Below are 25211 nucleotides of genomic sequence, written 5' to 3' on the forward strand. Positions count from 1 at the left end.
TAAACTTGATGTCTAAATTAAAAGGTAACGTTAAGTGGTTTAACGAAACTAAAGGTTTTGGTTTTATCACTCCAGAAGATGGCAGCAAAGATGTATTTGTACACTTTTCCGCTATTGCATCAGAAGGCTTTAAAACCCTTGCTGAAGGTCAAAAAGTAGAGTTTGAAGTTACTGACGGCGCGAAAGGGCCATCTGCTGCAAACGTTGTCGCTATCTAATTAACGACTTCTTTGAGACAAGTAAAAACCCGTTATAAAAGCGGGTTTTTATATATCTAGCGCAAAGCCCGTTTTTAACGGGTTTTTATGTATCTAACGCTAAACCCGTTATTTAACTAATTGTTATATTCCGAGTATTACATCTCTCGTAGTAACCAAAATGCAAATGCGGTCATTAAAAATGAACCCGCCAAGTTAGCGCCCATCGTACTTAATGCCCATCCTATTTTCCCCTCTGTTAAGAGTGCGACAACTTCGACAGAAAAAGTTGAAAATGTTGTCAAACCACCACAAAAGCCCGTGGTTAGCATAATTTTCCAAATGGGATCAATATGTGGTGCTTTGCTAAACCATGCGATACCAAAGGCAATAATAAAAGCACCAATACAGTTAGCAATAAAGGTGCCTGTGGCAAAATGAGGAAAAATAGAATTTAGGCGGTAGCTAATTAGCCAGCGTAATACGCTACCTAAACCACCACCTATAAATACAGCAATTGCAATATTAAGCATGAGAGATAAATTATTATTTAACCTCAATCCCCTGAGCTTGAAGATCTGCATGATAAGATGAGCGAACAAATGGTCCACAAGCTGCGTGGGTAAAGCCCATCGCAAGTGCTTGCTCTTTCATATATTCAAACTCTTCGGGACTGACGTAGCGTTGAACAGGAAGATGGTGACGACTTGGCTGTAAATATTGCCCTAATGTCAGCATCGTTACCCCATGTTTACGCAGATCACGCATGACGTCAATAATTTCTTCGTTGGTTTCCCCAAGGCCGACCATTAAACCTGATTTAGTAGGAATATCAGGGTGAGCTTGTTTAAAACGCTCTAACAATGTCAATGACCATTGATAGTTAGCACCTGGGCGTACTTGACGATAAACGCGAGGAACGTTCTCTAGGTTATGGTTGAAGACATCGGGTGGCGTATCCGTTAGGATCTCCAGTGCTTTATCCATGCGCCCACGGAAATCTGGAACTAATGTTTCAATACGGATCGCTGGGTTTTTTGCACGAATAGCCGCAATACAATCAGCAAAATGCTGAGCACCGCCATCACGTAAATCATCACGGTCTACGGAAGTAATGACGACGTAGCGTAACCCCATATCTTTAATCGTTTGAGCAAGTTTTTCTGGCTCTTGTGGGTCAGGCGCATTTGGGCGACCATGAGCAACATCGCAAAATGGGCAACGGCGTGTACAGATAGCGCCCAAGATCATAAAGGTTGCAGTTCCATGGTTAAAGCACTCTGCAAGGTTAGGGCAAGAGGCTTCTTCACAAACAGAATGAAGGCCATTTTTACGCATTGCTGCTTTGATACCCTGAATTTTACTTGAGTCAGCGGGTAGCTTTATTTTCATCCAATCAGGTTTGCGTAGCAGTTGTTCACGTTCTGTAGCGACTGTTTTAACAGGAATAAGTGCCATTTTATCGGCGTCGCGATATTTAACTCCGCGTTCCATCTGAATAGGTTTACTCATAATTGTGCCAGTTCCAGTTATCTAGAGTGATTAACACGATGTGACTGAGGTAATCAGGGTTTTAAAAAAATATGACAAATGTTAAAAAAATTATAGCATTTTTATTGCTGTGGTTGAAATCCTAGTTGTGTACAAAAATGCTTAACTAATAACGGTGCTACCTGTGTCGTTGTCGTATTAGGTGCAAAATCAATTAATTGCGTCATTTTTAGATCAGAATAACCACAAGGATTTATTCGTGAAAAAGGGGATAAATCCATATCGATATTGAGCGCAAGTCCATGAAAAGAACAGCCTTTACGAATACGTAATCCTAAAGAGCAAATTTTATCACCCTTTACATAAACGCCAGGCGCATCAGCGCGAGCATAAGCTTCTACATTAAACTCTGCCAACGTATCAATAACGGTGTTTTCAAGAGCGGTGACTAATTGACGAACACCTATATGATTGCGTTTTAAATCAATTAAAACATACATCACTTGTTGACCAGGGCCATGATAAGTCACTTGACCACCACGATCAGATTGAATAACAGGGATAGTTCCCGTATTTAATAAGTGCTCTGCTTTTCCTGCTTGGCCTTGGGTAAAAACCTGTTCGTGTTGAACGAGCCATATTTCATCCGGTGTGTGACTTTCCCTTTTTTCCGTAAACTGATGCATAGAATCAGAAACCGGTAAATAGGGTTTCACACCTAATTGGCGAATAATGATTGTCTTGTCTTGCACCGTGAAAATCTTCATTTGTAGCGTAATTGTGAAGAGCAGTATAACGCTCCAGTAAATGAACTACCAGATTGAGATGTTTTTTTTCCGAGGTAGGATTAAAAATAAGGAGATACAGAATAAGAAAAAGCGCCTTAATGAAAGGCGCTTTTAAAAAGTTATCGATTAGAAGAAACGATTAGAGAACCATACGTACTAGTTCAAGCTCACCTAATTCTTTATATAATGTTTCTACTTGATCGATATGCGTTGCGTTGATGGTAATGGAAACAGAGTGATAATTACCTTTACTACTTGGTTTCACTGAAGGTGTATAATCACCCGGTGCATGGCGTTGAATGACTTCAACGACTTGGTCCACCAATTCTGGTTTTGCATGACCCATCACTTTATAAGTGAAAGAACATGGGAACTCTAACAGCTCGTTTAATTTTGTTTTCATCATAATGTAATTCCTTAAGACAACAGGCGCTGTTGTTTTAATAATGTATTTCTACACCTAATCTTAGCAAATAAAAAGCGCATTCCTTACATAATAAGGAATGCGATACTGGTAATTAGGGTAAATATTTAGGCGGTAAATGTGTTTCTGCCAATATCTGTATGAAAGTTATATGTGGCCACATTTAGCTTTTTCAAGTCTTAGCCAAACCAGTGTGAGAATAATAATTTTATATAGTCGATAATACGGCTAAAGAAACCACCTTCTTTTACATCATTCATCACAACAAGCGGGCGCTGCTCAATAACTTGGCCATCAAGTTGGAAATTAATTGTTCCCACAACTTGATTTTTAGTGACTGGTGCATGTAATTCTACATTATCAAGAATATAGCTGGCTTTTAAATCTTTTAAACGACCGCGAGGAATAGTTAAATAAACATCTTTATCTACCCCTAATTGTACTTTATCTGTTTCACCATACCAGATAGGCTCAGCCGCGAACTCTTTACCCACTTGTAATGGTTTTACAGTTTCAAAGAAACGAAAACCCCAAGTAAGTAGTTTTTTACTTTCGGCATCGCGACCTTTAGATGAATGACCGCCCATAACCGCAGAAATTAAACGCATATTGCCTTCAGTTGCAGAAGCGACAAGGTTATAGCCAGCAGATGCAGTGTGGCCTGTTTTAATACCATCAACGTTTAAACTGGTATCCCATAACAAACCATTTCGATTAGTTTGGCGGATATTGTTGTAGGTGTATTCTTTTTCTTTATAGATGGCATATTCATCTGGTACATCGCGAATTAATGCAGCACCAATTAACGCCATATCGCGCGCCGAGCTGTATTGTCCAGGGGCATCAAGACCATGAACGGTTTGGAATTGTGTATTTTGTAAACCTAGACGTTTAACGTAATCGTTCATCATGGTCACAAATGTATCTTGGCTTCCCGCAATGTAAGAGGCCATTGCGACACAAGCATCATTACCTGATTGTAAGTTAATACCACGCGTTAATTGTGCGACTGTAACGTGATCACCCGGTTTTAAGAACATTAAAGAAGAACCACGAAAAATAGGATTACCTGTTGCCCATGCTTCTTCACCAATGGGGACAATATCGCTATTAGAGATTTTACCCGCACGAATAGATTGACCGATAACATAGCTGGTCATCATCTTGGTTAAACTTGCAGGATCGCGGCGAACGTCGGCATTCATTTCAGCCAGTACTTTTCCTGAATTATAATCAATAAGAATATAAGATTCGGCTTCGATACTAGGAACAGCGGGTATCATTGTTTTTAGGGAATCTTCCGCAATGCCTTGATGACTTACTGTGAGTAAAGCAAAAGTGGCGCTTAATAGACTTGTTCTTAGTAATTTTGCTGGGAGTATTTGTTTCATTCTGTTTGTTTAATCCAAAAATTCAGTGAAAAATAGGGGCTGATAAATAAAATATCAGCAAATCCAGACGATTCTACGCTTGAATTTGCTGATATAAAAAGGATTTTACGTAAAAATATCCCTTATTGGGTAATAATAAATCCAGTGATATCTTTAACTTGTTTTAATTTGTTTTTTATTGTTTCGGCTTGATCTTTCGATGAATAAGGGCCGAGTTGCACTTTATATAATCCATCTGTTTTATTTATCACACCTTGGGTGCTAAATAATGATGATAAGTCATTGAGCCAAGACTGAGCATTATTTTCGTTACTGAGAGCACCGACTTGGACATAAAAACCTTGTGCTATGGAATTTGAGGATAATACTGGCTTTGGAGCTGGAGCTGGAGCTGGAGCTGGAGCTGGAGCTGGAGCTGAAGGCTCAATAGGCATATTGTTGCTTGTAGGCGCAGCAGGCTGAGCATTAAAATTAGGACGTTCTGGCAATGCTGTTGTTTTCTTTTCTATCTGTGCACCATGTGTACCAACACCACTCATATGGCCTGTTTGGTCAACAACAATTCCTTCAATAAGCAATGGGGTTGTCGGCATTAAACGTAAGCTATCAGAAACGGCTGGAGTGACTTGAATTTGTTTTCCATTGACGTAAGGACCACGGTCGTTAATACGTACAACCATTGTGCGTCCATTGAGCAAGTTTGTGATTTTTGCATAGCTTGGGATCGGTAATGTCGGATGTGCGGCAGCAAATTCATAGGGATTAACGCGCTCACCAATGCTCGTTAAACGACTCATTGCTAAACTATCATAGACAACGGCTTCTCCTCGCTCACTGAAGTTGGCAGGATCACTCACAATACGGTAAACCACCCCATTTTTTCGGTAATCTTGATTGGCGGTAGGGTGATAAGGCTCGTAACGTGGCTCAGTACCGAGCACACGTTGAGTTGGCACATTGGGTAATGGTGCTGGTTGTTTATTCGTATTCGGCTTATCACTAACACACCCTGATAGTAGCAATGCACTGATACCAATCAAAACCCATTGCAGACGCATAAAAACCTCATTATAAACTTTTCGATAGTAGTTTTCGGTGTGTATGAATTGACATCACGATACCAAACCCTGCCATTAACACAATAAGAGCAGAGCCGCCATAACTCATCAGCGGTAATGGAACACCCACAACAGGAAGGATGCCACTCACCATGCCTATGTTGACAAACACATAGACAAAGAAAATTAACATTAATCCGCCAATCATTACTCTGCCAAATGTATTTTGTGCTTTCGTTGCAAGGTATAGGCCTCGCGCGATTAAGAGTATATAAAGCGTCAGTAGTATCAAAACACCAATTAATCCGAGTTCTTCAGCCAATACAGCAAAAATAAAATCCGTATGGCGCTCTGGTAAGAATTCTAATTGAGATTGAGTGCCTTGTAACCATCCTTTTCCATGTAATCCACCAGAACCAATGGCAATTTTAGATTGGATGATATGATATCCCGCGCCAAGTGGATCTGATTCGGGGTCAAGAAGCATCATTACTCGTGCTTGCTGGTAATCATGCATGAGGAAAAACCAAAGTATGGGGATAAAGGCGGCAACAAGAATAATCGCTACGGTGATAAGGCGCCAACTCATGCCCGCCAAGAAAAGGACAAATAATCCGGAAGCGGCAACAAGAATTGATGTTCCTAAGTCCGGCTGCGCTGCAACTAATAAAGTTGGCACAAAAATAAGTACTAGAGCAATAGCAGTATTACGCAATGTAGGAGGGCACACATCACGATTCATAAATCGGGCGACCATTAAAGGTACTGCTATTTTAGCGATTTCTGAAGGCTGAAAACGTACAATACCTAAATCAAGCCAACGTTGTGCCCCCTTACTTATTTGACCAAAGACATCAACAAGAATAAGCAAAATAACACAGAAAAAATAGAGATGAGGCGCCCAGTTTTCATAGACTCTGGGGGGGATTTGCGCCATGACTATCATGATCATAAACCCCATTGCAATCTGTCCTATCTTACGTTGCATCATTTCTGGATCTTGTCCGCTGGCACTCCACATAATAAATGCGCTGTATCCTAATAAAGCAATAATACAAAGTAAGAATAAGGGATCGATATGGATCCGTGTCCAGAAGGATTTTTTCTTATTATTTTCAGTCATGAGTATTATTCCTCTGAACCACGTGGTGCGGGTGGAGAAGCTGGCAATACAGTATTGTTATCACCAAGAAGAATGTGGTCTAGAATTTGTCTTGTAATATCACCGACAGAAGGGCCTGCGCCACCATTTTCTAGAATAATAGAGATGGCTACCGTTGGCTTATCATAAGGCGCAAAGGCAATCATCAATTTGTGGTCACGAAGATGTTCAGCCAATTGGCTCGCATTGTAGGTTTCGTAACTGAACACCTGTGCCGTTCCTGATTTTGCGGCTACTTTATAAGGTGCATCAGCAAAACTTCGGCGACCTGTACCATTAGGGAAATTAGCCACACCATACATACCGTGTTTTGCTAATTCCCAATAACCTGAGTTGATATCACCAATTTGGCGTGTTTCAGTATCAACATAAGGCAACATTTCATTGCCAAGCTTTGTACCATAAAGTAGGTGAGGGGTTTTAACTTGACCATCATTAATTAATGTCATTAAAGCTTTCGCCATTTGAATTGGCGTTGCTGTCCAATAACCTTGCCCAATCCCTACGGGGATCGTGTCGCCTTGATACCAAGGCTTTTTATAACGTTGTTGTTTCCACTCTCGCGTTGGCATAATGCCGTTGCGCTCTTCGGATAGATCAATACCAGTATATTCGCCATAACCAAAGCGACCCATCCACGTTGATATACGATCAATTCCCATATCATAAGCAACTTGGTAGAAGAAAGTATCCGCAGATTCTACGATAGATTTTGTAACATTAAGTTTTCCATGTCCCCAACGTTTCCAATCGCGATAACGTTTTTCAGAGCCAGGAAGTTGCCACCAGCCAGGATCATGAATTGTTGTATTGGCAGTGATTACACCTTCACTTAATGCAGCAACAGACATAAACGGTTTTACAGTTGATGCTGGCGGATACAGACCTTGGGTTGTACGGTTGATCAGCGGTCTATCTGGGTTGTTTAATAACCTTTGATATTCGGTGTTCGAAATCCCACCGACAAACAAGTTAGGGTCATAACTCGGGTTTGATACAAGCGCTAAAATTTCACCATTGCGAGGATCGGTTACGACAACTGCAGCTCGGCTTGTGGTGAGTAATGTTTCAATATAGGTTTGCAGTTCAAGGTCAATGGTAAGATAGATATCTTTACCTGCTTGTGGAGGCTGTTCATGTAATTGGCGAATAACTCGACCACGGCTATTAACTTCAACTTCTTCATAACCTGTTGTTCCGTGTAAAACAGACTCATAATAACGTTCGATGCCTAACTTGCCAATATCATGAGTTGCCGCATAGTTAGGTGATAAACCTTCTTTATCAAGGCGTTCAACATCTTTATCGTTAATTTTTGCGACGTAGCCAATTACATGCGTTAATGCAGAACCATAAGGATAATAACGACGTTGATAGCCTTTAATTTCTAAGCCGGGATAACGGTATTGATTGATAGCAAAACGTGCGACTTGTACTTGGGTTAATGTTGTTTTTAAGGCAATAGAGCTAAATCGACGTGAACGCTTGCGTTCTTTTTCAAAGGCTGCAATATCTTCGTCAGTTAAGTCAACAACATCCCTTAAACTTTCAAGCGTCTCTTGTAGGTTTGTTACCTTTTCAGGCACAATTTCTAACTGATAGATAGTGCGATTTAGTGCAAGAGGGATACCTTTGCGGTCATAAATAATGCCCCTGCTGGGCGCAATGGGGACTAATTTAATTCGGTTATCATTTGAACGTGTTTGGTAATCATCATGGCGATCGATCTGTAAGTGATTGAGGTTAAAAACCAAAATACCACTTAATATAATAATTACTGAAAATGCGACAATTACACGACGGATAAATAACTTTGATTCCGCTGTATAATCTCGAAACGGGGTACGTTTTTTTCTTTTCATCCCATTTGACTTCACTTACTGACCCGCCAATTATTGATTATTCACGATGATAAGGATGGTTTGTGGTAATGCTCCATGCTCGATAAAGGCTTTCTGCAACCACGACACGAACAAGGGGATGTGGCATTGTTAAAGGAGATAACGACCAGCTTTGTTCTGCGGCAGCTTTACAAGCGGGTGCTAAGCCTTCAGGGCCACCAATGAGTAAGCTGACATTTCTACCATCAAGCTTCCATCGATCAAGCTGTTCTGCAAGTTTTGGCGTATCCCAGCGAGCACCTGGAATATCGAGAGTGACGATGCGATTTCCTTTACCTACGGCTGCTAACATGTGTTCACCTTCTTTTTCGAGAATACGTTTAATATCCGCATTCTTCCCTCGCTTGCCAGCGGGGATCTCGATAAGTTCTAAAGGCATGTCTTTGGGAAATCGACTAAGATAATCCATAAAGCCGGTCTGTATCCAGTCCGGCATTTTTGTACCAACGGCAATGAGCTGTAATTTCAAACTCAGCTCCAGAGTTTTTCAAGTTCATACATACGGCGGCTATCTTCTTGCATGACGTGTACCATGGCTTCACCAAGATCAACGACAATCCAGTCAGAAACGCCTTGACCTTCAACACCTAAAGGTTGTAACCCTACTTCGCGACAATCATCAACGAGATTATCTGCAACAGACATGAGATGTCTGCTTGATGTGCCTGTACAAATAATCATGTAATCAGTCACACTTGATTTTCCGCGTACATCTAATGCAATAATGTCTTGAGCTTTAGAATCTTCAAGTTTATCAATAATAAATTGCTGTAATTCAGAGCCTTGCAAAAGGATCACCTTTAATCTAATGAGTTAATTCAATCGAAAAATAACATACTCGTGGTACTTCAAGTTGCAGCGTTGTTGACGACATTTATTTTGCACTAGTTATATACTTTGGTATGCTCCTAGAGACTTACTCACTTGTTGTCTAACTGCGGCTCAAATTATTTAGAATATGCATGCTATTTTAAAGGAATTTATACCAATAAATCTATTTTACTGAATGATTAATTCCAGTTAGCAATAACAAGAACATCAACCTCATTTTCTTGTTTTTCGACGTTTGATTTAAAAAAATTCATATATGCCCATTAACTGCGCCATAATAAATAACAAAAAGAAGGCAGATAAGAACTTTTCCGTTTAGACGACAGTTTTACCTTACAGTTCCCTTAAGGGAACAGAGGGTGAGAATAACAGCTAAACCTCGTCTGTCAATGCTGATTAGACACCTAATTAGCCTGTTGCACTTTGTTTGTTAAGTTTAGATTATACAGGCTCATACTCATACTTTTTTAGTTAGAGAGAAAAAGAATGGAAAGAAAAGAATATTATCTCGGACTATCTTCAGAAATTGTGAGTAAATGCAATCGCCAATTACAAGAAAAGTTAGCGTTACTTTGCCATGTCGTAAAAGATGAAAAAATAGGTATTTTGCAAATAGATCCCCAAAGCAGAGAACATTTGTTGCCAATTTATGGTTATATCGGAAAAGAAGGGGATCGTATTGTTTCACCATCAAATTTTATCTTACCTCAATTAAGCTTTGAGCAACTTTTACAGCCTATTGCTCTTGATCATTTTCTTACCCAATTTTTTACACTATTTGATTATCAACAACAGGTTAATCAATTATTAAGTAAAGGGGCTTTGATTAAATTCCATAGTCGATATAAGTATTTGATTATGGCTTATTCACAAGTGGCTTATCGAGAGTTAGGACGCTATATTGCTAATCTTTCTGACGAAATCTCCCTTGACGAAATTGCCTCGACATATCAACAAAAGCTAATGAGAGCATTAAGTGTTGCACCAAATCGAGAAGGACAAACTAATGCATTGATGCATATGGCAGGATATTTTAAGCGAGCACTAAATTCGCAACAGAAACAAGAAATGTCACAGACAATTTTGTTATATCGTCAAGGTGTAGTGCCTTTCTCTCAACCTTATGATTTACTTCAATATTGGTTAACCATTTATCCTGATGATTATTTGATTAATCAACGCTATTTTTCGCCTTATCCATCTGCTTTTAATGACTTAAGAGCACAACTTTAGAATGAACATCTTATTTATAAAGTTGTTGCTGGCGAATATAGTCTTCAACAAGGGTAGGTAGTAAATCGTGGCAATCTAAACCGGCTTTGTGACGAGCTCGAATCTCTGTCGCTGAAATATTATAAAGTGGTGTGTCAGCGAGAAATATTTTGCCCGCAGGTAAACAATGAATGTCTTCTTGCTGATGAGTTTGATGCGTGGTCAGCCATGTCTGCATTTTTGCCGAGCCAAAATGTGTTTGATAACCGGGACGGGCGCAAACTAGTAAATGGCATACATTCAACAGTTCATCCCACTGATGCCATGTATTAATAGAAAGTAATGAATCTTGACCAATAATAAAAGCTAAAGGATGCTTATCACCGATCTCTTTTCTGAAGTCTCTTAGTGTCTCAATAGTATAAGAAGGTGTTGGCTTCTCAAGCTCTCGAGTATCGACTTTAAATGAGGAGTATGGCTCAAGAGCAAGGCGTACCATCTCAAGACGTTGTTGAGAAGATGCCTCTGGTTGAGGGCGATGAGGAGGAATATTGTTAGGTAACCAAATCACTTCTTTTAAACCAATTAATCCTGAAAGTGCTTCAACAGGACGCAAATGTCCATAATGAATAGGATCAAATGTACCACCATATAAAGCGATGGCTTGATTAATTAAAGGTGTTGAGTGATTGGTTCTAGGCATGGCTTACAAATCCTTCAGGCAATGCTTTTCCACAAAGTAATAACCCTAGCGCACTAAGAGAAGGCCAAACTGTTTGTCCATAATCTTGTTTAAGAGTAATTTCAATTGTTGTTAGCAATCTTATTGCTGTCAGCAATTGATGTTCAGATAAACGTTGTAGTGCTGCTGTGAATATTGGGCGTCGGTTTTGCCAGATTCGATGTTTATCAAAAATCGTTTTTAACGAAGCTGTTTTAGACTCACGATGTAGAGTGATCAACTGCATTAATTCACGTTGCAACGTCCTGAGTAAAATGACTGGTTCAGCGTCTTCTCTTTTGAGTTGTTGCAAGATATGCCATGCACGTTGTGTTTTCCCAGCGAGTAATGCATCAACCCAGTGATAAGGGGTAAAATGTGACGCATCATTGACGGCGGCCTCGACTCTTGGGAGCGTTAGCTTACCATCAGGGTACAACAGAGAAAGGCGCTCGATAGCTTGTGCTAGTGCCAGTAAATTTCCTTCATAACAGTAGCAAAGTAATTGATTACCTTGTTCATCCAGCACTAACCCTTTTTGTTTTGCTCGACGTGCAACCCAATGAGGTAATTTATCAAGCTCTGGGGTTAGACAAGAAATGTAAGTTCCGTGTTGGCTTAGCGTTTTAAACCATTCACTGTTTTCTTGTGCTTTTGTGAGTTTATTGCCACGTAAAATCAACAATAAATCTTGATGTAATTCTTGAGATAGGCGAGTGAGTTTTTCTGACATCGCTGCATTGGGACCATTTTCAGGTAAATGCAGTAAAAGAGATTGCTTTTGAGAAAAAAGGCTTAGCGATTGACAAAGCGAGTAAATTTCATTCCAGTCCGTATTATTATCAAGGGTGAATTGATAATGTTCGATGAATCCTTGGGATTTAGCCACGGATTGAATAGCATCTTGAGACTCTTGGAGTAACAGCGGTTCATTACCCCAGAGTAGGTAACTTTGGCGCAGCCCCTCTTGGAGCTGCGCATTCAGTTGTTCTGGATATAAGCGGATCATTTGGCTGGTGAGATTATCTGTTTTGCCTGCTCAGCTTGTGTCGCTTTTTGGCGTTCAGCGTTGTGAACAACCAATAATTTACGCACTAATATTGCTGTCGCTTGTTCACGCATCTCTTGCTTGATAATGTCATTTTCAGCATCTTTCGCTAATGCTTCTAATGGGTTATCGAAGAATGGGCGTGAGACCTGTGATGAAATTGGGTAAATCGTGCCATCAGGCATAATCACTTGCGCATCAAGCACAAATGTTAACTGACGTTCTGCTGATTTACCGTCTTGATACACAGAAACGGTCTCTTTACTTTCTGATGAACCGACAATTTTAAGAATAGGGATGTTTGCTGTTGGATTTTCAACAAGTTGGACACCACTAAGTCTAAGTTGTTGACGCATTACACGAGATAATGGGCCATAAGGGTCACCAGAGCTAAGATAAAGCGTTTTTAATTCTGCTGGAACCTGAGTTTTACCTTGAAGGTGAAAACCACAGCCAGCGGTGATTAACACCGCTAAACCGAAAAATAGCGAAAGTAGATATCGCACTAGGCCTCCTTATCAGCCAACAACGATGTTCAGTAGTTTTCCTGGAACATAGATGACCTTACGAATAGTCACATCTTCCAAGTATTTAGCAACACTGTACTCTTTTGTCGCCATTTCCTGAACATATTCTTTTTCTGAATTAGCCGGAACAGTGACTCGACCACGTACTTTACCATTGACTTGAACGATGATCAGTTTGGTGTCATCGATCATTGCTTCTTCATCAGCAACAGGCCATGGTGCAACATCAACGTCTTCTTTTCCACCTAATGCCTGCCACATAACAAAACAAGCATGAGGGATGATTGGAGAAAGCATACGAACAATGGCTTCTAAGGCTTCTTGCATTAAAGCACGATCTTGTTCTGTTTCTTGCGTTGCACGAGTTAACTTATTCATTAACTCCATAATGGCCGCAATCGCGGTGTTAAAGGCTAAACGACGACCTAGGTCATCTGATACTTTCGCAATCGTTTTATGTAAGTCGCGACGTAAATCTTTTTGTGCTTCTGTCAGTGCTGAAAGATCAAGAGGCTGTGTCGCGCCTTTTTGAGTGTGCTCGTGAACTAAACGCCATAAACGACGTAAAAAACGGTTTGCACCTTCAACACTAGATTCCTGCCATTCCAGCGTTAATTCTGGTGGCGCAGCAAACATCATAAATAAACGAACAGTATCGGCACCATAACGTTCAACCATAGTTTGTGGGTCGATACCGTTATTTTTAGATTTAGACATTTTGCTCATGCCAGCATAAGTCAGTTCATGGCCTTCACTGTCAGTGGCTTTTATGATGCGGTTTTTCTCATCACGTTCAACAATAGCTTCAGCAGGAGATACCCAATGACGAGCACCATCTTCACCGGTGTAATAGAACGCATCTGCTAATACCATGCCTTGGCACAGTAAGCGTTTAGCAGGTTCATCCGAGTTTACTAAACCAGCATCACGCATCAGTTTATGGAAAAAGCGGAAATACATTAAGTGCATGATGGCGTGTTCAATACCACCAATATACCAGTCAACGGGTAACCAATAGTTAGCAGCTTTCGGATCTAACATGCCTTTATCGTAATCAGGGCAGGTATAACGAGCATAATACCAAGAAGATTCCATAAAGGTGTCAAAAGTATCTGTTTCGCGCAGCGCAGGCTGACCATTGATAGTGGTTTTTGCCCACTCAGGATCGGCTTTGATTGGGCTGGTGATCCCGTCCATTTTCACATCTTCTGGCAGGATAACAGGCAATTGATCTTCAGGAACAGGAACAACAGTGCCGTCTTCTAAGGTAGCCATTGGAATTGGCGCACCCCAGTAACGTTGACGAGAAACACCCCAGTCACGTAAACGGTAGTTAACTTTGCGTTCACCAATACCCATTTGTGCCAGTTTATCTGCAATAGCATTAAAGCCAGCTTGGTTATCTAAACCAGAGAATTCACCAGAGTTGATCAGGCTATTTTTCTCGGTTAATGCACCTTCAGATAAGTCAGGTTGATTACCTTCAGCATCAGCAATAACGGCTTTAATAGGTAAGTTATATTTGGTTGCGAATTCCCAGTCACGTTCATCATGACCTGGTACTGCCATGACAGCTCCTGTGCCGTATTCCATTAATACAAAGTTAGCAACCCAAATAGCGATTTTCTCTTTTGTTAATGGATGAATAGCATAAAGACCTGTTGCAATCCCTTTTTTCTCCATTGTTGCCATATCGGCTTCTGCCATCTTCATGTTGCGGCATTCATCAATGAAGTGTTGAACTTCAGGATTATTTTGAGCTGCTTTTTGCGCTAATGGGTGACCTGCTGCAACGGCAACATAAGTGACACCCATAAAGGTATCAGGACGCGTTGTATAGACGGTCATAGTGTCGTCGCTGTCAGCTACATCAAATTTAATTTCGACACCTTCTGAGCGACCAATCCAGTTACGTTGCATGGTCTTAACTTGTTCAGGCCACTCGTCTAACGTATCTAAATCGTTTAACAGCTCTTCTGCATATTCAGTAATTTTGATAAACCACTGTGGAATTTCTTTACGCTCAACAGGGGTATCACAGCGCCAGCAACAGCCATCGATAACTTGTTCGTTGGCTAAAACAGTTAAGTCGTGTGGGCACCAGTTAACGGCAGAGGTTTTTTTATAAACTAAGCCTTTTTCATATAACTTAGTGAAGAACCACTGCTCCCAGCGATAATATTCAGGTGTACAGGTAGTGACTTCACGATCCCAATCGTAACCAAAACCCAGTTTTTTTAACTGGTTTTTCATATAATTGATATTTTCGTAAGTCCATGGTGCTGGGGCTGTGTTATTTTTTACTGCGGCACCTTCTGCGGGTAAACCAAATGCATCCCAACCGATAGGCTGTAAGACGTTTTTACCTAGCATACGTTGATAACGGGAAATCACGTCACCAATGGTGTAGTTACGGACGTGTCCCATGTGTAGTCGGCCAGAAGGATAAGGTAGCATTGACAGGCAGTAATATTTTTCTTTGTTATTATCTTCTGTCACTTTAAATGTATTGTTCTTTTCCCAGTGTTCCTGGATAGTTTGCTCTATATCTTCGGGACGATATTGTTCTTGCATGGCACCGATAATCCTATGGTGAATTAATGGCTACCGGAGGGTAACCGCTATTATGAAATTAAGACTTGCATAGCATAGCTGATTTTGTCTAATAGCCACAACTATTGATCTCAATGAAAGTCACTGTTTGCATAACTTTTTCAAGACAATGAAGAGATATCTTGGAAAGCGTTAAAACAAAAAGACAATAAATGCGTATTTTCTCAAAAAATAATAGTGATATTGCGAGAAAATAAAATTACTTGATATTTAATTGCGATATTAATCGAAATTATTATTTGGGGCTAGCGTGCTAAAAAAGCACGCTAGCAGAGGAGATGTGAGGATTAATGCAGAATTTTAGCGAGGAAGTCTTTTGCTCGCGCTGATTTTGGATTATCAAAAAAGTCATTTTTAGGTCTATCTTCCACAATTCGACCTTCATCCATAAAAATAATACGGTCAGCAACTTTTTTCGCAAAACCCATCTCATGGGTTACTACCATCATCGTCATACCTTCATTTGCAAGCTCTACCATGACATCAAGCACTTCATTAATCATTTCAGGATCAAGTGCTGATGTCGGTTCATCAAATAACATTGCAATTGGATCCATACATAATGCGCGAGCAATGGCAACACGTTGTTGTTGACCACCAGAAAGCTGAGTTGGATATTTATTAGCATGACTGGCTAATCCCACTCGCTCTAATAGCTTTAATCCTTTCTCTTTTGCAGCCTCTTTTTCTCTATTAAGCACTTTAACTTGTGCCAGTGTCAGGTTTTCAATAATAGAGAGGTGAGGGAAAAGTTCAAAATGTTGGAATACCATACCTACTTTTGCGCGTAATTTAGCAAGATCAGTATGTTTGTCATTGACTTTTATTTCATTAACAAGGATTTCGCCTTGTTGTATAGGCTCTAAGCCATTCACTGTTTTGATCAGTGTGGATTTACCCGATCCAGAAGGTCCACAGACAACAACAACTTCCCCCTTTTTAACTTCAGTGGAACATTCAGTCAGTACTTGAAACTGACCATACCATTTGGATACGTTTTTTAGGGAAATCATCTAAGTAGTCCTTTTTTTAAGAAAGTTCACTAACATTGAAGCTGCGAAACTAATGACAAAATAAACAAAACCAGCAAAGAGGATCATCTCAACTTGTGTACCATCTCGTTCGCCAATATTTGCCGCTGTTCTGAAAAAGTCAGTAAGACTTAAAACGTAAACTAAGGATGTATCTTGAAATAATACAATTCCTTGAGTTAGTAAAAGCGGGATCATGGCTCTAAAGGCTTGAGGTAGGATCACTAAACGCATTGTTTGTGATTTAGTCATACCTAACGCGAGTGAGGCTGAAAATTGCCCTTTGCTAACACTTTGAATACCTGCTCTTATAATTTCAGAGTAATAGGCTGCTTCAAATAAAGAGAACGCTATCATTGCTGAAATTAAACGGATATCACTTTTCGGTGAAAGCCCTAGAACATTTTGTAATATGTTAGGCACAATTAAATAAAACCACAGCAATACCATGACTAATGGGATAGAACGGAAGGTATTAACATAAGCAGCTGCAAACCAGCTAATAGGTTTAAAGGTAGATAGGCGCATAACGGCAAGCACCGTTCCCCATAAAATACCAACCACAATAGCGGTGATAGTAATTTTTAGTGTGATAGCCATTCCATCGACTAAGAAGGGTAGGCTTGGAACAACAGAACTCCAGTCAAATTCGTACATTATTGACCTCCTGTTGTGCCAGGTAAACGAACGCGTTTTTCAAGCCAATGCATTATTAACATAATGATGACGTTGATAAATACATAGGCCAGTGTGATTGCTGTGAATGACTCATACGCTTTTGCTGAATAGTCGAGAAGCTTATTCGCTTGAGCTGCCATATCAATAAGTCCGATAGTAGAGGCAATCGCTGAGTTTTTCACGAGATTGAGCATTTCGGAGGTCATTGGCGGAATAATGACTCGGTATGCATTGGGTAATAAAACATAACGATAAGTTTGAGGTAAAGTTAAGCCCAGCGCTAAGCCTGCGGCTTTTTGACCACGGGGTAATGAGTTTATTGCAGCTCTAACTTGTTCACACATACGCGCGGCGGTAAATAAACCTAAGCAGAGTGCTGATGAGACAAAAAATTGCACATTTGGCGCTAAGTCCATTTTAAACCAGTCGCCAATAGATTGAGGTAATAATTCAGGAATAACGAGATACCACGTAAAGAATTGAACAATCAGTGGCACGTTACGGAATAACTCAACATAAACAGTGCCTAAGCTTGAGAGCCAGCGATTAGGTACAGTACGTAAAATTCCGAATAAAGAACCGACAAGAAAGGCAATAACCCAAGCGCATAAAGATAAGGCGATAGTGACTTGGAAGCCAGAAATCAGCCATCCTAAGTATGTGGTGTTTCCGAAAGGGGCTTCTTGGAAGAATATCCCCCAATCCCAATCAATCGACATGATTTCACCTCCGGTGAAAAAAGAGGGGCAGGGAACGGCTGCCCCAAACTTTACTGATCTGTCTGTCCAACAGATACTTTATAATTATTTATTTTTGCATCAACTTGTTATGTGCTTTTAATTCAATGCCTTATCATTTGGTGATGCAAATAATGCTTTCATTTCATCAGAGATGGTGAATTCTAAGTTAAGATTTTTAGGTGGGATGGGGGCATTAAACCAGCGATTAAATGATTTTTCCGCTTCACCTGTTTTTTGTGCTTTAGCGATAGTTTCATCAATTAACGCTTTGAATTGAGCGTCATCTTTACGCAACATACAACCATAAGCTTCTTCAGATTGTGGGGTTCCTACAATTTCCCACTCACCCGGTTTTTTCGCTTTAGCGCGTTCACCAGCTAATAATGCGTCATCCATCATAAAGGCAACAGCACGGCCTGATTCAAGTGTTCGGAATGAGTCGCCATGATCTTTTGCGCTGATAATGCGCATATTCATTTTTTTCTCATCATTTAATTTGTTGAGTAACATTTCAGATGTTGTACCTGATGTTACGACAACATTTTTACCAGACAGGTCGGCAAAATCTTTAATTCCACTGTCTTTTTTCGTCAGTAAACGGGTACCTACAATGAAAATAGTATTAGAGAAGCTCGCTTGTTGCTGACGAGCTTCATTATTGGTTGTTGAACCGCACTCAAAATCAAATGTGCCATTTTGTAATAATGGAATACGATTCTGAGAAGTAATAGGTATGAGGCGAACTTGTAAATTTGGTTTGCCTATTTTGTCTTTTACAGCCTGCACAATTAAGTTGGAATAGTCTTGAGAATAGCCAACCACTTTCTGTTGATTATCATAGTAAGAGAAAGGAACAGAGGATTCTCTGTGTCCAACAATGATTATATCGTTGTCATTGATTTTTTTTAAGGTTCCAGTGAGTTCTTCTGCCTGCACAGCGGCAGCAGCCCCTAAGATCATTAATGATAATGCTAGTTTACGCATGCGCATAATAACTCCTGTCGTGGTGATAAGTGATATTTGTGTTTTTGCTTTATGTTGCTTTTTTGTTTTAATTTGTTTTGGTAATGTTAATAAATAGAACAAATAACATACTGTTGGGAAGTGTAATTTGTGAAATACGAGAGGTATCTCTCAATAAAAGAATCAAATCAAATATAGTTGATTATTTTTTTGGAAGTTGTTTTCAATATTTAAAAGAATTGTAGTAGAAACCTCATAAAAAGAAAGGTTAAAGATGAGAATTTGAGATAAGGCGAAAAATAAACTAAGTAGGGATTTGTAAAGTTTGTCTTAAGGAGTTGTTTGTCTGTGGATTACCGCTAAGATAACGGGTCATATTGATGAGGAACATCTATGAGTAATTGGCGGTCAGGTCGCTGGCTAGTGTTGATAACTGTTTTGCTGATCTTGTGTTGCATTGTTCAGCGTTCATTGGGTGCTCACATTATTAGTGAGCGCTTAGCAACGGCTGTTGCTCAAACTCAATACCCTCTATCAACATCCACTGCTGATGAAAAGAGCGGAACCGAGCATATTTATTCGTTGTCTACCTGTGAGTTAAGCGCCAAATCATTATTATCGGTTCCTCCTCTAACAATAGAGCCATTTTTCCATTCATGGGCTGTATTGCTATTGTTAAGCATGGCTGCTATCTATGTTTCGCGTCAGCGGAATCAGAAAAAACATCATCATCCACCTCCCCCAATCAGACTTCACCTTCATTATTGTATTTTGAGGGATTAGAAATTTCCTTTTAGCTAAAAGATTGCACGTCTATTTTGGACGAGGCTCTATGTGTAGCGTTGTAGGAATTTTTAGGGAGTTGTTATGTTTCGTTCTTTTATTATGGCGTTGATATTAACGCTATTTACTTTATCTACTTCTCAAGCCGCTGATACAGGCTGGTTAACCACGCCTGATAATTCTCATGCAAAAGTTAGGGCGATAGCACAAAAATCCCCAGCCGGTGACGTGAAAGTTTTACTCGAAGTACAGCTTGAGTCTGGATGGAAAACGTATTGGCGTTCTCCAGGAGAAGGTGGGGTTGCTCCTGAAATTAATTGGTCGCAAGATGTGGGGGCAATGACTTGGCATTGGCCTTCGCCTTCAGCATTTGATGTAGCAGGTATTCATACTCAAGGTTATGATAAACAAGTTGTTTTTCCCATTGAGTTATCAGCTGTTCATACTGATCGTTTAATGGGTGTACTAACTTTATCAACATGCAGTAATGTCTGTATTCTGACTGACTACACTTTAGATTTAGATCTTACTGAGCCAGTGCCTGCAGATTTTGAATGGCAATATAATCAGGCAATGTCCAAAATTCCTGTTGGAACAGGATTAATATCATCAGTTTCTTCTGGTTATAACAATAGCCAACTCACTATCTCTTTACAAAAAGAACAAGGTGCTTGGGTTAATCCTAATATATATCTTGATCCCCCTGAAGGTATGCTTTACGGCATTCCAAAATTAAATCACCAAGATAAAAACCTATTTGTTACAGTTGATGTGACAGATGATTGGGGCGATGCTGCTGGTGATATCTCAGGCAAAATGCTTTCTTTTGTTATTACTGACCAAGACTCTTCTCGTCAAGTTAATGACACAATAGGGCATGGAAAAGGGGAACTTACGCCACCGTCTAATTCAGGTATCGGGCTTTGGAGTATTCTTGCTTTTGCACTCTTGGGGGGCTTAATTTTGAATTTGATGCCCTGCGTATTACCCGTACTTGCGATGAAGATGGGATCAATCTTACATCTTGAAAATCGTGATAAGAAGGTTATTCGCAAACAGTTCTCTGTTTCTGTTTTGGGTATTTTAGTCTCATTTTGGGCGTTAGCTCTGTTTATGACAGGCTTACGTTATAGCCAAGAAGCTTTAGGATGGGGAATTCAATTCCAAAGCCCTTGGTTTATTGGTTTTATGGTATTAGTTACCGCTATTTTTACTGCAAATCTATTTGGATTATTTGAATTGCGATTAAGTAGTAATATGAATACCAAAATGGCAACCGCGGGTGGACAAGGATATAGCCGACACTTTTGGGAAGGTGCATTTGCAACTTTACTCGCAACACCTTGTTCTGCGCCATTTTTAGGAACCGCAGTGGCTTATGCACTGATTGCGCCTTTAAATGAACTCTGGCTTATTTTTACCGCTCTAGGGATTGGAATGAGTTTGCCTTGGATTTTGGTCGCCATTTTCCCATCTATCGCCAAAGCACTACCTAAACCCGGTAAATGGATGAATCGCCTAAGAGTGGTTTTAGGTTTTATGATGTTGTTATCCAGTATTTGGTTAATTACATTACTTATTCCACATTTAGGAATGCCAATCGTTATGGCTATTTTTGGTGTGATTGCTTTGCTTTTATTGTTAGCAATTGCACGGCATTATGGCAAAAAAACGGTATTTATTTCGGCTATTATTGCCCTCTTTTTAGCGGGAAGTACCTATCTATTTGTGGAACAACCCGCAAGCCAAACACTTGCAGGTCAAGATTCGATAGATTGGCAGCCTTTATCAGAAGAAGCGATACACCAAGCATTAGCAGATAATAAACGCGTATTCGTTGATGTCACAGCAGATTGGTGTGTAACCTGCAAAGCAAATAAATACAATGTATTATTGCGAGATGAGATCCAGGCAGCACTTTCAGCGCCAGATGTTGTCGCATTAAGAGGAGATTGGACCAAACCCTCTGATAAGATCACTCTGTTTTTAAAACAACGTGGTCAAGTTGCAGTACCTTTTAATCAAGTTTATGGACCAGGCCATAAAGATGGCGTGGTTTTACCCCCTATTTTAAATAAAGATTCAACATTGACAGTTCTTTCTGAGGCTAAAGGAGCCCAATAATGAAAAAAACACTTTCTGCACTGGTTATCTCTTCGTTACTTTTTGGTGCAAATGTGCACGCTGCGGCATTAAGCGCTGATCAAGAAAAAGAAGTTCGGGCGCTGGTTCGTGATACGTTAATCAAAAATCCAGAAATCTTGGAAGAAGCGATCACTGCATTACAAACTCAAAAAGCAGATGAGCAACAAGCTCAATTCCGTACTGCATTAAGTGCAGAGCATGACGCATTATATAACGATGCAGCAAGTCCGCGTATTGGTGCAAAAGACGCGAAGTTAGTGCTCGTTTCTTTTACTGATTATAACTGCCCTTATTGCAAGCGTTTCGACCCATTATTAGAACAAATCACAAAAGATTATCCTGAAATTGCTGTAGTTATTAAACCACTGCCATTTAAAGGCGAAAGTTCTGCAAAAGCGTCTCAAGCTGTTCTTTCAGTTTGGAAAGAAGATCCGAAAGCATTCTTAGCATTACATCAACGTTTAATGCAGAAGAAAACAATGCTAGATAATGCAAGTATTGATGATGCAATGAAAACAACGAATACAAGCAAAGTGAAATTAACGGATGAAAGTTTAAAAGTGTTACAAAATAACTTAGATCTGTCTCGTAAGTTAGGTATCCAAGGTACACCAGCAACTATTGTTGGTGATATGGTTATTCCTGGTGCCGTTGATTACGCTCAGTTAGAGGTAATTGTGAAAGAGCAATTGGCTAAAGTGAAAAAATAATGCGTAGTCGCTTACGAAAATGGAGTAAAGAACTGATTGTTCTGGTAGTCATTTTCGTTGTAGCTACTTTTGCGATAGATTGGTGGCGACAACCTACGCCACCATCTTTAACAAACTTACCTGAGCTTTATACTGTTGATAATAAAGTTGTTTCTTTAGCTGAATTGAGTGCTGAGAAGCCTTTATTAATCTATTTTTGGGCAACGTGGTGTGGGATTTGTAAACTAACAACACCCGCGGTAAATTCGTTAGCGCAAGAGGGTTATAACGTGACATCTGTTGCGATCCGTTCTGGTGATAATGCGAAGTTAGAGCGCGGTATTCAGTCTAAAGGGCTGCGCTTTCCTGTAATAAATGATAGTCGGGGGGATATTTCTCAGCAGTGGGAAATTAGTGCAACACCTTCATTTGTTATTATTTATAAAGGGGAAATGGTAGGATTTACGAGCGGTTGGTCATCTTCGTGGGGATTAAAACTACGTTTATGGTGGGCTTCTATCTAAACGAGTTATCAAAATTTAAGTAAAGAAAAAATAAGACCAGGTAAACTTGCTATGAAATAGATTATTTCATAAATAATATTTTCACGTCTGCGTTCAATTTTTTTTTCTTCCGTATTTTGGGTAACTAATGCTTTTTCATCAGCAATGCGTTTGGCTGTATTAATATGTATTGGCACAATATTAATAGGAATAACGATTTGATTATTTTTATTAGCAGGGGTTAATTGAGCTAATGTCCAACCATATTGATGCTGTTTATCTCCAAACGCATTTTGCTGAATAACATATCCGTAATAATCTTTACGAAATCCTTTTTCTTCATTATCACTAGAAATTTTATGGGCATATTGCCAATAAGATTGAATATTTTCTGATGACTGAATTAATTGGGAGAGTGCTGGTGGTTCAAGTAGAGTGACATTAACGCGTTTTGACTCAGCGTCTTGTTTTTGTTGATCGGTAATCGCTGTTTTCCAATGCACAGGTATAATAGTTTTATCTTCAATCAGTTGAGCAATTGACGTTGGTTTTTGTGATAATACCCAGCCAAATTCATGTTGTTGATTGAACATGCTGCGTTGGATCCATTTGTTTTTTTTATCTTTACGAAATCCTTTGGTTTCATTATCTGTTGATATTTCTTTAGCTCTTTGCCAAATAATATCAAGAATATGTTCAGGATAATGCGCCATTTTAAAGCCCTCATATAAGAAAAAGCCCAACTTAATTAATATTAACTTAATAGGGTTGAGCTTTATTCCTCTTAATTATGCATTATGACGTTTAATAAAGGCAATGATAAAAAATAATCCAACTATTATCCATAATGGTGTATTACCCCACTTATAATAAGGGGTTAACCCAGTTGTTGGTGTGATTTTTTCTGCTAAAGCACCTTCTTCAAATTGAGGAAGTTGAGAAATAACATCACCGTTGGCAGCAATAAATGCAGTAATACCATTATTTGTCGAGCGTAATAGCGGTCTTCCTAACTCAAGAGAACGCATTCTTGCCATTTGGAAATGTTGCCAAGGACCAATTGAATTACCAAACCACGCATCATTAGAAATTGTTAATAAGAACCGTGTATCAGGTTTAAAATTAGCACGGACTTGTTCTCCTAAAATAATTTCGTAGCAAATAGCGGCGGTTATTTTGGCATCATTGACTGTAAGCTGAGGCTGAACATATTCCCCTTGGCTCAATGATGACATTGGTAAATTAAAGAAAGGGGCAAGTGGGCGTAATAGTGATTCTAATGGTACATATTCACCAAAAGGAACCAAGTGATGTTTGTTATAGCGATCTGTCGCTGGGTATTGATAAGCATAGTGTTCACCTAATGTGATGACACTATTGTAAAAGCGATAACCTTCTAATGTTGGGCGGGCATCAATAATTCCCGTCATTAAATGAGTATCTTGCTCTCTTAATTGTTTATCTAATTCAGCTAAAAAGTTTTGTTGTTGAATTTCAATATCGGGGATCGCTGATTCAGGCCAAATAATGAGATTTGCATTACCCATAAAAGGGCGACTTAAGGTGAGATAGGTTTTTAATGTACTCTCTAATGTACCCGGTTCCCATTTTAAAGATTGTGCAATATTCCCTTGGATTAATGCAATTTCTTGCGTTTCATCAGGCAGAGGTTGATACCACTGATAGGACTTAAAGCTGATAGGTAATACTAATAAAAGTAGCGCAGCCACAAGGCTGTAAATTGATTTACGATAGATTGTAAAGGCAATTAAACCACTAATAACGGTTAAGAGCAGTGTTATCATGGTGACACCAAAAATAGGTGCAATACCTTTTAATGGTCCATCAATCTGACTATAACCAAATTGTAACCATGGAAAGCCTGATAATACCCAACCCCTTAAAAACTCAGTGATTTGCCATAGTGCAGGTGCTGCGAATATAAATCGCCAGAGTGTTGGTTTGGGGAAAAATTTATTCAGTAATCCAGCAAATAACAGTGTGTAGAGTGATAAATAGAGTGCTAATAAAATCACTAAAAAAATATTTATCGCAAATGGCATACCACCAAAATCAGCGATACTGACGTAAACCCAATTTACTCCGCTACCAAATAATCCAAATCCCCACGCAAAACCAAGGAATGCCCCTTGACGTGTTGTGCGATGAGTGATTATTAGTAATAAACCAAGTAATGAAATTAACGCCGCAGGCCAAAAATCAAATGGCGAAAATGCTAATGTGCCAATAGCACCGAAAAAAACCGCCAGAAGGGCGCGAACCCACTGGCGGTTTAAGAAAGAGATCTTATTCAT

Annotated in this window: 26 protein-coding genes; 6 read left to right on the forward strand and 20 right to left on the reverse strand. The window is 39.6% G+C overall.

The features are described 5' to 3' along the window. Window positions 1-8: 8 nt before the first annotated feature. Window positions 9-218: a transcription antiterminator/RNA stability regulator CspE gene (gene cspE, locus SB028_RS05105; protein WP_069370043.1), complete on the forward strand. Its 210-nt coding sequence runs from the start codon at window positions 9-11 to the stop codon at window positions 216-218. A 137-nt stretch (window positions 219-355) separates the two neighbouring features. Here cspE and crcB read toward each other — a convergent pair whose 3' ends face one another. From crcB to rsfS, 10 genes are all read right to left on the reverse strand, one after another. Then, window positions 356-730, reverse strand: coding sequence for a fluoride efflux transporter CrcB (crcB, locus tag SB028_RS05110; RefSeq protein WP_023581134.1), 375 nt, complete (start codon window positions 728-730; stop codon window positions 356-358). Between the two features lie 13 nt (window positions 731-743). After that, window positions 744-1709: a lipoyl synthase gene (lipA, locus tag SB028_RS05115; protein WP_069370044.1), complete on the reverse strand. Its 966-nt coding sequence runs from the start codon at window positions 1707-1709 to the stop codon at window positions 744-746. A gap of 101 nt (window positions 1710-1810) precedes the next feature. After that, a complete protein-coding gene (gene lipB / locus SB028_RS05120) occupies window positions 1811-2455 on the reverse strand; it encodes a lipoyl(octanoyl) transferase LipB (protein ID WP_069370045.1) in 645 nt (214 codons plus the stop codon). A 160-nt stretch (window positions 2456-2615) separates the two neighbouring features. After that, entirely contained in the window at window positions 2616-2879 is a 264-nt protein-coding gene (ybeD, locus tag SB028_RS05125) for a DUF493 family protein YbeD (RefSeq protein WP_036912266.1), read from the reverse strand. Window positions 2880-3079: 200 nt separating this feature from the next. Further along, a complete protein-coding gene (gene dacA / locus SB028_RS05130; protein ID WP_248620322.1) occupies window positions 3080-4291 on the reverse strand; it encodes a D-alanyl-D-alanine carboxypeptidase DacA in 1212 nt (403 codons plus the stop codon). Between the two features lie 122 nt (window positions 4292-4413). Then, the gene (gene rlpA / locus SB028_RS05135) at window positions 4414-5349 is read right to left on the reverse strand and encodes an endolytic peptidoglycan transglycosylase RlpA (protein WP_248620323.1); all 936 of its coding nucleotides are present in this window, start codon (window positions 5347-5349) and stop codon (window positions 4414-4416) included. A gap of 10 nt (window positions 5350-5359) precedes the next feature. Beyond that, window positions 5360-6472 carry a peptidoglycan glycosyltransferase MrdB gene (gene mrdB, locus SB028_RS05140; protein ID WP_318859916.1) on the reverse strand — a complete coding sequence of 371 codons (1113 nt, stop codon included), beginning with the start codon at window positions 6470-6472 and terminating at the stop codon, window positions 5360-5362. A 5-nt stretch (window positions 6473-6477) separates the two neighbouring features. After that, window positions 6478-8373, reverse strand: coding sequence for a peptidoglycan DD-transpeptidase MrdA (gene mrdA / locus SB028_RS05145; protein WP_069370049.1), 1896 nt, complete (start codon window positions 8371-8373; stop codon window positions 6478-6480). A gap of 37 nt (window positions 8374-8410) precedes the next feature. Beyond that, window positions 8411-8881 (reverse strand): 23S rRNA (pseudouridine(1915)-N(3))-methyltransferase RlmH, encoded by a 471-nt coding sequence (rlmH, locus tag SB028_RS05150; protein WP_069370050.1) that lies wholly within the window; start codon window positions 8879-8881, stop codon window positions 8411-8413. Window positions 8882-8883: 2 nt separating this feature from the next. After that, window positions 8884-9210, reverse strand: a complete 327-nt coding sequence (gene rsfS / locus SB028_RS05155; RefSeq protein ID WP_074454116.1) for a ribosome silencing factor — start codon at window positions 9208-9210, stop codon at window positions 8884-8886. A 519-nt stretch (window positions 9211-9729) separates the two neighbouring features. Here rsfS and SB028_RS05160 point away from each other — a divergent pair. Next, complete coding sequence (locus SB028_RS05160; protein ID WP_069370052.1) at window positions 9730-10476, forward strand: YbgA family protein; 747 nt, start codon at window positions 9730-9732, stop codon at window positions 10474-10476. A 10-nt stretch (window positions 10477-10486) separates the two neighbouring features. On the opposite strand, the gene nadD is transcribed toward SB028_RS05160, so the two are convergent. The 8 genes from nadD to SB028_RS05200 form a co-directional block, all read right to left on the reverse strand. Next, complete coding sequence (gene nadD, locus SB028_RS05165) at window positions 10487-11158, reverse strand: nicotinate-nucleotide adenylyltransferase (RefSeq protein WP_069370053.1); 672 nt, start codon at window positions 11156-11158, stop codon at window positions 10487-10489. Beyond that, on the reverse strand, window positions 11151-12185 hold the full coding sequence (gene holA, locus SB028_RS05170; RefSeq protein WP_069370054.1) for a DNA polymerase III subunit delta: 1035 nt from the start codon (window positions 12183-12185) through the stop codon (window positions 11151-11153). The genes nadD and holA overlap by 8 nt, the downstream gene beginning before the upstream one ends. Then, window positions 12182-12730, reverse strand: a complete 549-nt coding sequence (lptE, locus tag SB028_RS05175; RefSeq protein WP_069370055.1) for an LPS assembly lipoprotein LptE — start codon at window positions 12728-12730, stop codon at window positions 12182-12184. Before lptE ends, holA begins: the two co-directional genes overlap by 4 nt. Before the next feature lie 12 nt (window positions 12731-12742). Further along, window positions 12743-15325, reverse strand: coding sequence for a leucine--tRNA ligase (gene leuS / locus SB028_RS05180; protein WP_069370056.1), 2583 nt, complete (start codon window positions 15323-15325; stop codon window positions 12743-12745). 326 nt (window positions 15326-15651) lie between these two features. Beyond that, window positions 15652-16377 (reverse strand): amino acid ABC transporter ATP-binding protein, encoded by a 726-nt coding sequence (locus SB028_RS05185; RefSeq protein WP_069370057.1) that lies wholly within the window; start codon window positions 16375-16377, stop codon window positions 15652-15654. Then, the gene (gltK, locus tag SB028_RS05190; protein ID WP_006537724.1) at window positions 16378-17052 is read right to left on the reverse strand and encodes a glutamate/aspartate ABC transporter permease GltK; all 675 of its coding nucleotides are present in this window, start codon (window positions 17050-17052) and stop codon (window positions 16378-16380) included. Further along, window positions 17052-17792 carry an amino acid ABC transporter permease gene (locus tag SB028_RS05195; protein WP_069370058.1) on the reverse strand — a complete coding sequence of 247 codons (741 nt, stop codon included), beginning with the start codon at window positions 17790-17792 and terminating at the stop codon, window positions 17052-17054. The genes gltK and SB028_RS05195 overlap by 1 nt, the downstream gene beginning before the upstream one ends. A gap of 117 nt (window positions 17793-17909) precedes the next feature. Then, entirely contained in the window at window positions 17910-18803 is an 894-nt protein-coding gene (locus tag SB028_RS05200) for an amino acid ABC transporter substrate-binding protein (RefSeq protein WP_069370059.1), read from the reverse strand. Window positions 18804-19169: 366 nt separating this feature from the next. Here SB028_RS05200 and SB028_RS05205 point away from each other — a divergent pair, with 366 nt between their 5' ends. The 4 genes from SB028_RS05205 to SB028_RS05220 all read left to right on the forward strand — a co-directional run bounded on the left by SB028_RS05205 (window position 19170) and on the right by SB028_RS05220 (window position 22917). Beyond that, window positions 19170-19559, forward strand: a complete 390-nt coding sequence (locus SB028_RS05205; RefSeq protein ID WP_069370060.1) for a metal resistance protein — start codon at window positions 19170-19172, stop codon at window positions 19557-19559. An 84-nt stretch (window positions 19560-19643) separates the two neighbouring features. Beyond that, the gene (locus tag SB028_RS05210) at window positions 19644-21683 is read left to right on the forward strand and encodes a protein-disulfide reductase DsbD family protein (RefSeq protein WP_069370061.1); all 2040 of its coding nucleotides are present in this window, start codon (window positions 19644-19646) and stop codon (window positions 21681-21683) included. After that, window positions 21683-22414, forward strand: coding sequence for a DsbA family protein (locus tag SB028_RS05215; protein WP_069370062.1), 732 nt, complete (start codon window positions 21683-21685; stop codon window positions 22412-22414). Before SB028_RS05210 ends, SB028_RS05215 begins: the two co-directional genes overlap by 1 nt. After that, the gene (locus SB028_RS05220) at window positions 22414-22917 is read left to right on the forward strand and encodes a protein disulfide oxidoreductase (protein WP_069370063.1); all 504 of its coding nucleotides are present in this window, start codon (window positions 22414-22416) and stop codon (window positions 22915-22917) included. The genes SB028_RS05215 and SB028_RS05220 overlap by 1 nt, the downstream gene beginning before the upstream one ends. An 8-nt stretch (window positions 22918-22925) precedes the next feature. Here SB028_RS05220 and SB028_RS05225 read toward each other — a convergent pair whose 3' ends face one another. After that, entirely contained in the window at window positions 22926-23609 is a 684-nt protein-coding gene (locus SB028_RS05225; protein WP_069370064.1) for a hypothetical protein, read from the reverse strand. Window positions 23610-23684: 75 nt separating this feature from the next. Then, window positions 23685-25211: an apolipoprotein N-acyltransferase gene (gene lnt, locus SB028_RS05230; RefSeq protein WP_069370065.1), complete on the reverse strand. Its 1527-nt coding sequence runs from the start codon at window positions 25209-25211 to the stop codon at window positions 23685-23687.

Source organism: Proteus vulgaris (assembly GCF_033708015.1).
Classification (GTDB): domain Bacteria; phylum Pseudomonadota; class Gammaproteobacteria; order Enterobacterales; family Enterobacteriaceae; genus Proteus.

Bases quoted from the DNA above. Each gene is read 5' to 3' on its own strand.
- SB028_RS05210 (WP_069370061.1), top strand. From the start codon at position 19,644: ATGTTTCGTTCTTTTATTATGGCGTTGATATTAACGCTATTTACTTTA.
- mrdA (WP_069370049.1), bottom strand. From the start codon at position 8,373: ATGAAAAGAAAAAAACGTACCCCGTTTCGAGATTATACAGCGGAATCA.
- cspE (WP_069370043.1), top strand. From the start codon at position 9: ATGTCTAAATTAAAAGGTAACGTTAAGTGGTTTAACGAAACTAAAGGT.
- lipA (WP_069370044.1), bottom strand. From the start codon at position 1,709: ATGAGTAAACCTATTCAGATGGAACGCGGAGTTAAATATCGCGACGCC.
- dacA (WP_248620322.1), bottom strand. From the start codon at position 4,291: ATGAAACAAATACTCCCAGCAAAATTACTAAGAACAAGTCTATTAAGC.
- gltK (WP_006537724.1), bottom strand. From the start codon at position 17,052: ATGTACGAATTTGACTGGAGTTCTGTTGTTCCAAGCCTACCCTTCTTA.
- SB028_RS05200 (WP_069370059.1), bottom strand. From the start codon at position 18,803: ATGCGCATGCGTAAACTAGCATTATCATTAATGATCTTAGGGGCTGCT.
- lipB (WP_069370045.1), bottom strand. From the start codon at position 2,455: ATGAAGATTTTCACGGTGCAAGACAAGACAATCATTATTCGCCAATTA.
- SB028_RS05215 (WP_069370062.1), top strand. From the start codon at position 21,683: ATGAAAAAAACACTTTCTGCACTGGTTATCTCTTCGTTACTTTTTGGT.
- lnt (WP_069370065.1), bottom strand. From the start codon at position 25,211: ATGAATAAGATCTCTTTCTTAAACCGCCAGTGGGTTCGCGCCCTTCTG.
- ybeD (WP_036912266.1), bottom strand. From the start codon at position 2,879: ATGAAAACAAAATTAAACGAGCTGTTAGAGTTCCCATGTTCTTTCACT.
- SB028_RS05185 (WP_069370057.1), bottom strand. From the start codon at position 16,377: ATGATTTCCCTAAAAAACGTATCCAAATGGTATGGTCAGTTTCAAGTA.
- mrdB (WP_318859916.1), bottom strand. From the start codon at position 6,472: ATGACTGAAAATAATAAGAAAAAATCCTTCTGGACACGGATCCATATC.
- holA (WP_069370054.1), bottom strand. From the start codon at position 12,185: ATGATCCGCTTATATCCAGAACAACTGAATGCGCAGCTCCAAGAGGGG.
- SB028_RS05225 (WP_069370064.1), bottom strand. From the start codon at position 23,609: ATGGCGCATTATCCTGAACATATTCTTGATATTATTTGGCAAAGAGCT.
- SB028_RS05220 (WP_069370063.1), top strand. From the start codon at position 22,414: ATGCGTAGTCGCTTACGAAAATGGAGTAAAGAACTGATTGTTCTGGTA.
- rlpA (WP_248620323.1), bottom strand. From the start codon at position 5,349: ATGCGTCTGCAATGGGTTTTGATTGGTATCAGTGCATTGCTACTATCA.
- nadD (WP_069370053.1), bottom strand. From the start codon at position 11,158: ATGCCTAGAACCAATCACTCAACACCTTTAATTAATCAAGCCATCGCT.
- crcB (WP_023581134.1), bottom strand. From the start codon at position 730: ATGCTTAATATTGCAATTGCTGTATTTATAGGTGGTGGTTTAGGTAGC.
- leuS (WP_069370056.1), bottom strand. From the start codon at position 15,325: ATGCAAGAACAATATCGTCCCGAAGATATAGAGCAAACTATCCAGGAA.
- SB028_RS05160 (WP_069370052.1), top strand. From the start codon at position 9,730: ATGGAAAGAAAAGAATATTATCTCGGACTATCTTCAGAAATTGTGAGT.
- SB028_RS05195 (WP_069370058.1), bottom strand. From the start codon at position 17,792: ATGTCGATTGATTGGGATTGGGGGATATTCTTCCAAGAAGCCCCTTTC.
- SB028_RS05205 (WP_069370060.1), top strand. From the start codon at position 19,170: ATGAGTAATTGGCGGTCAGGTCGCTGGCTAGTGTTGATAACTGTTTTG.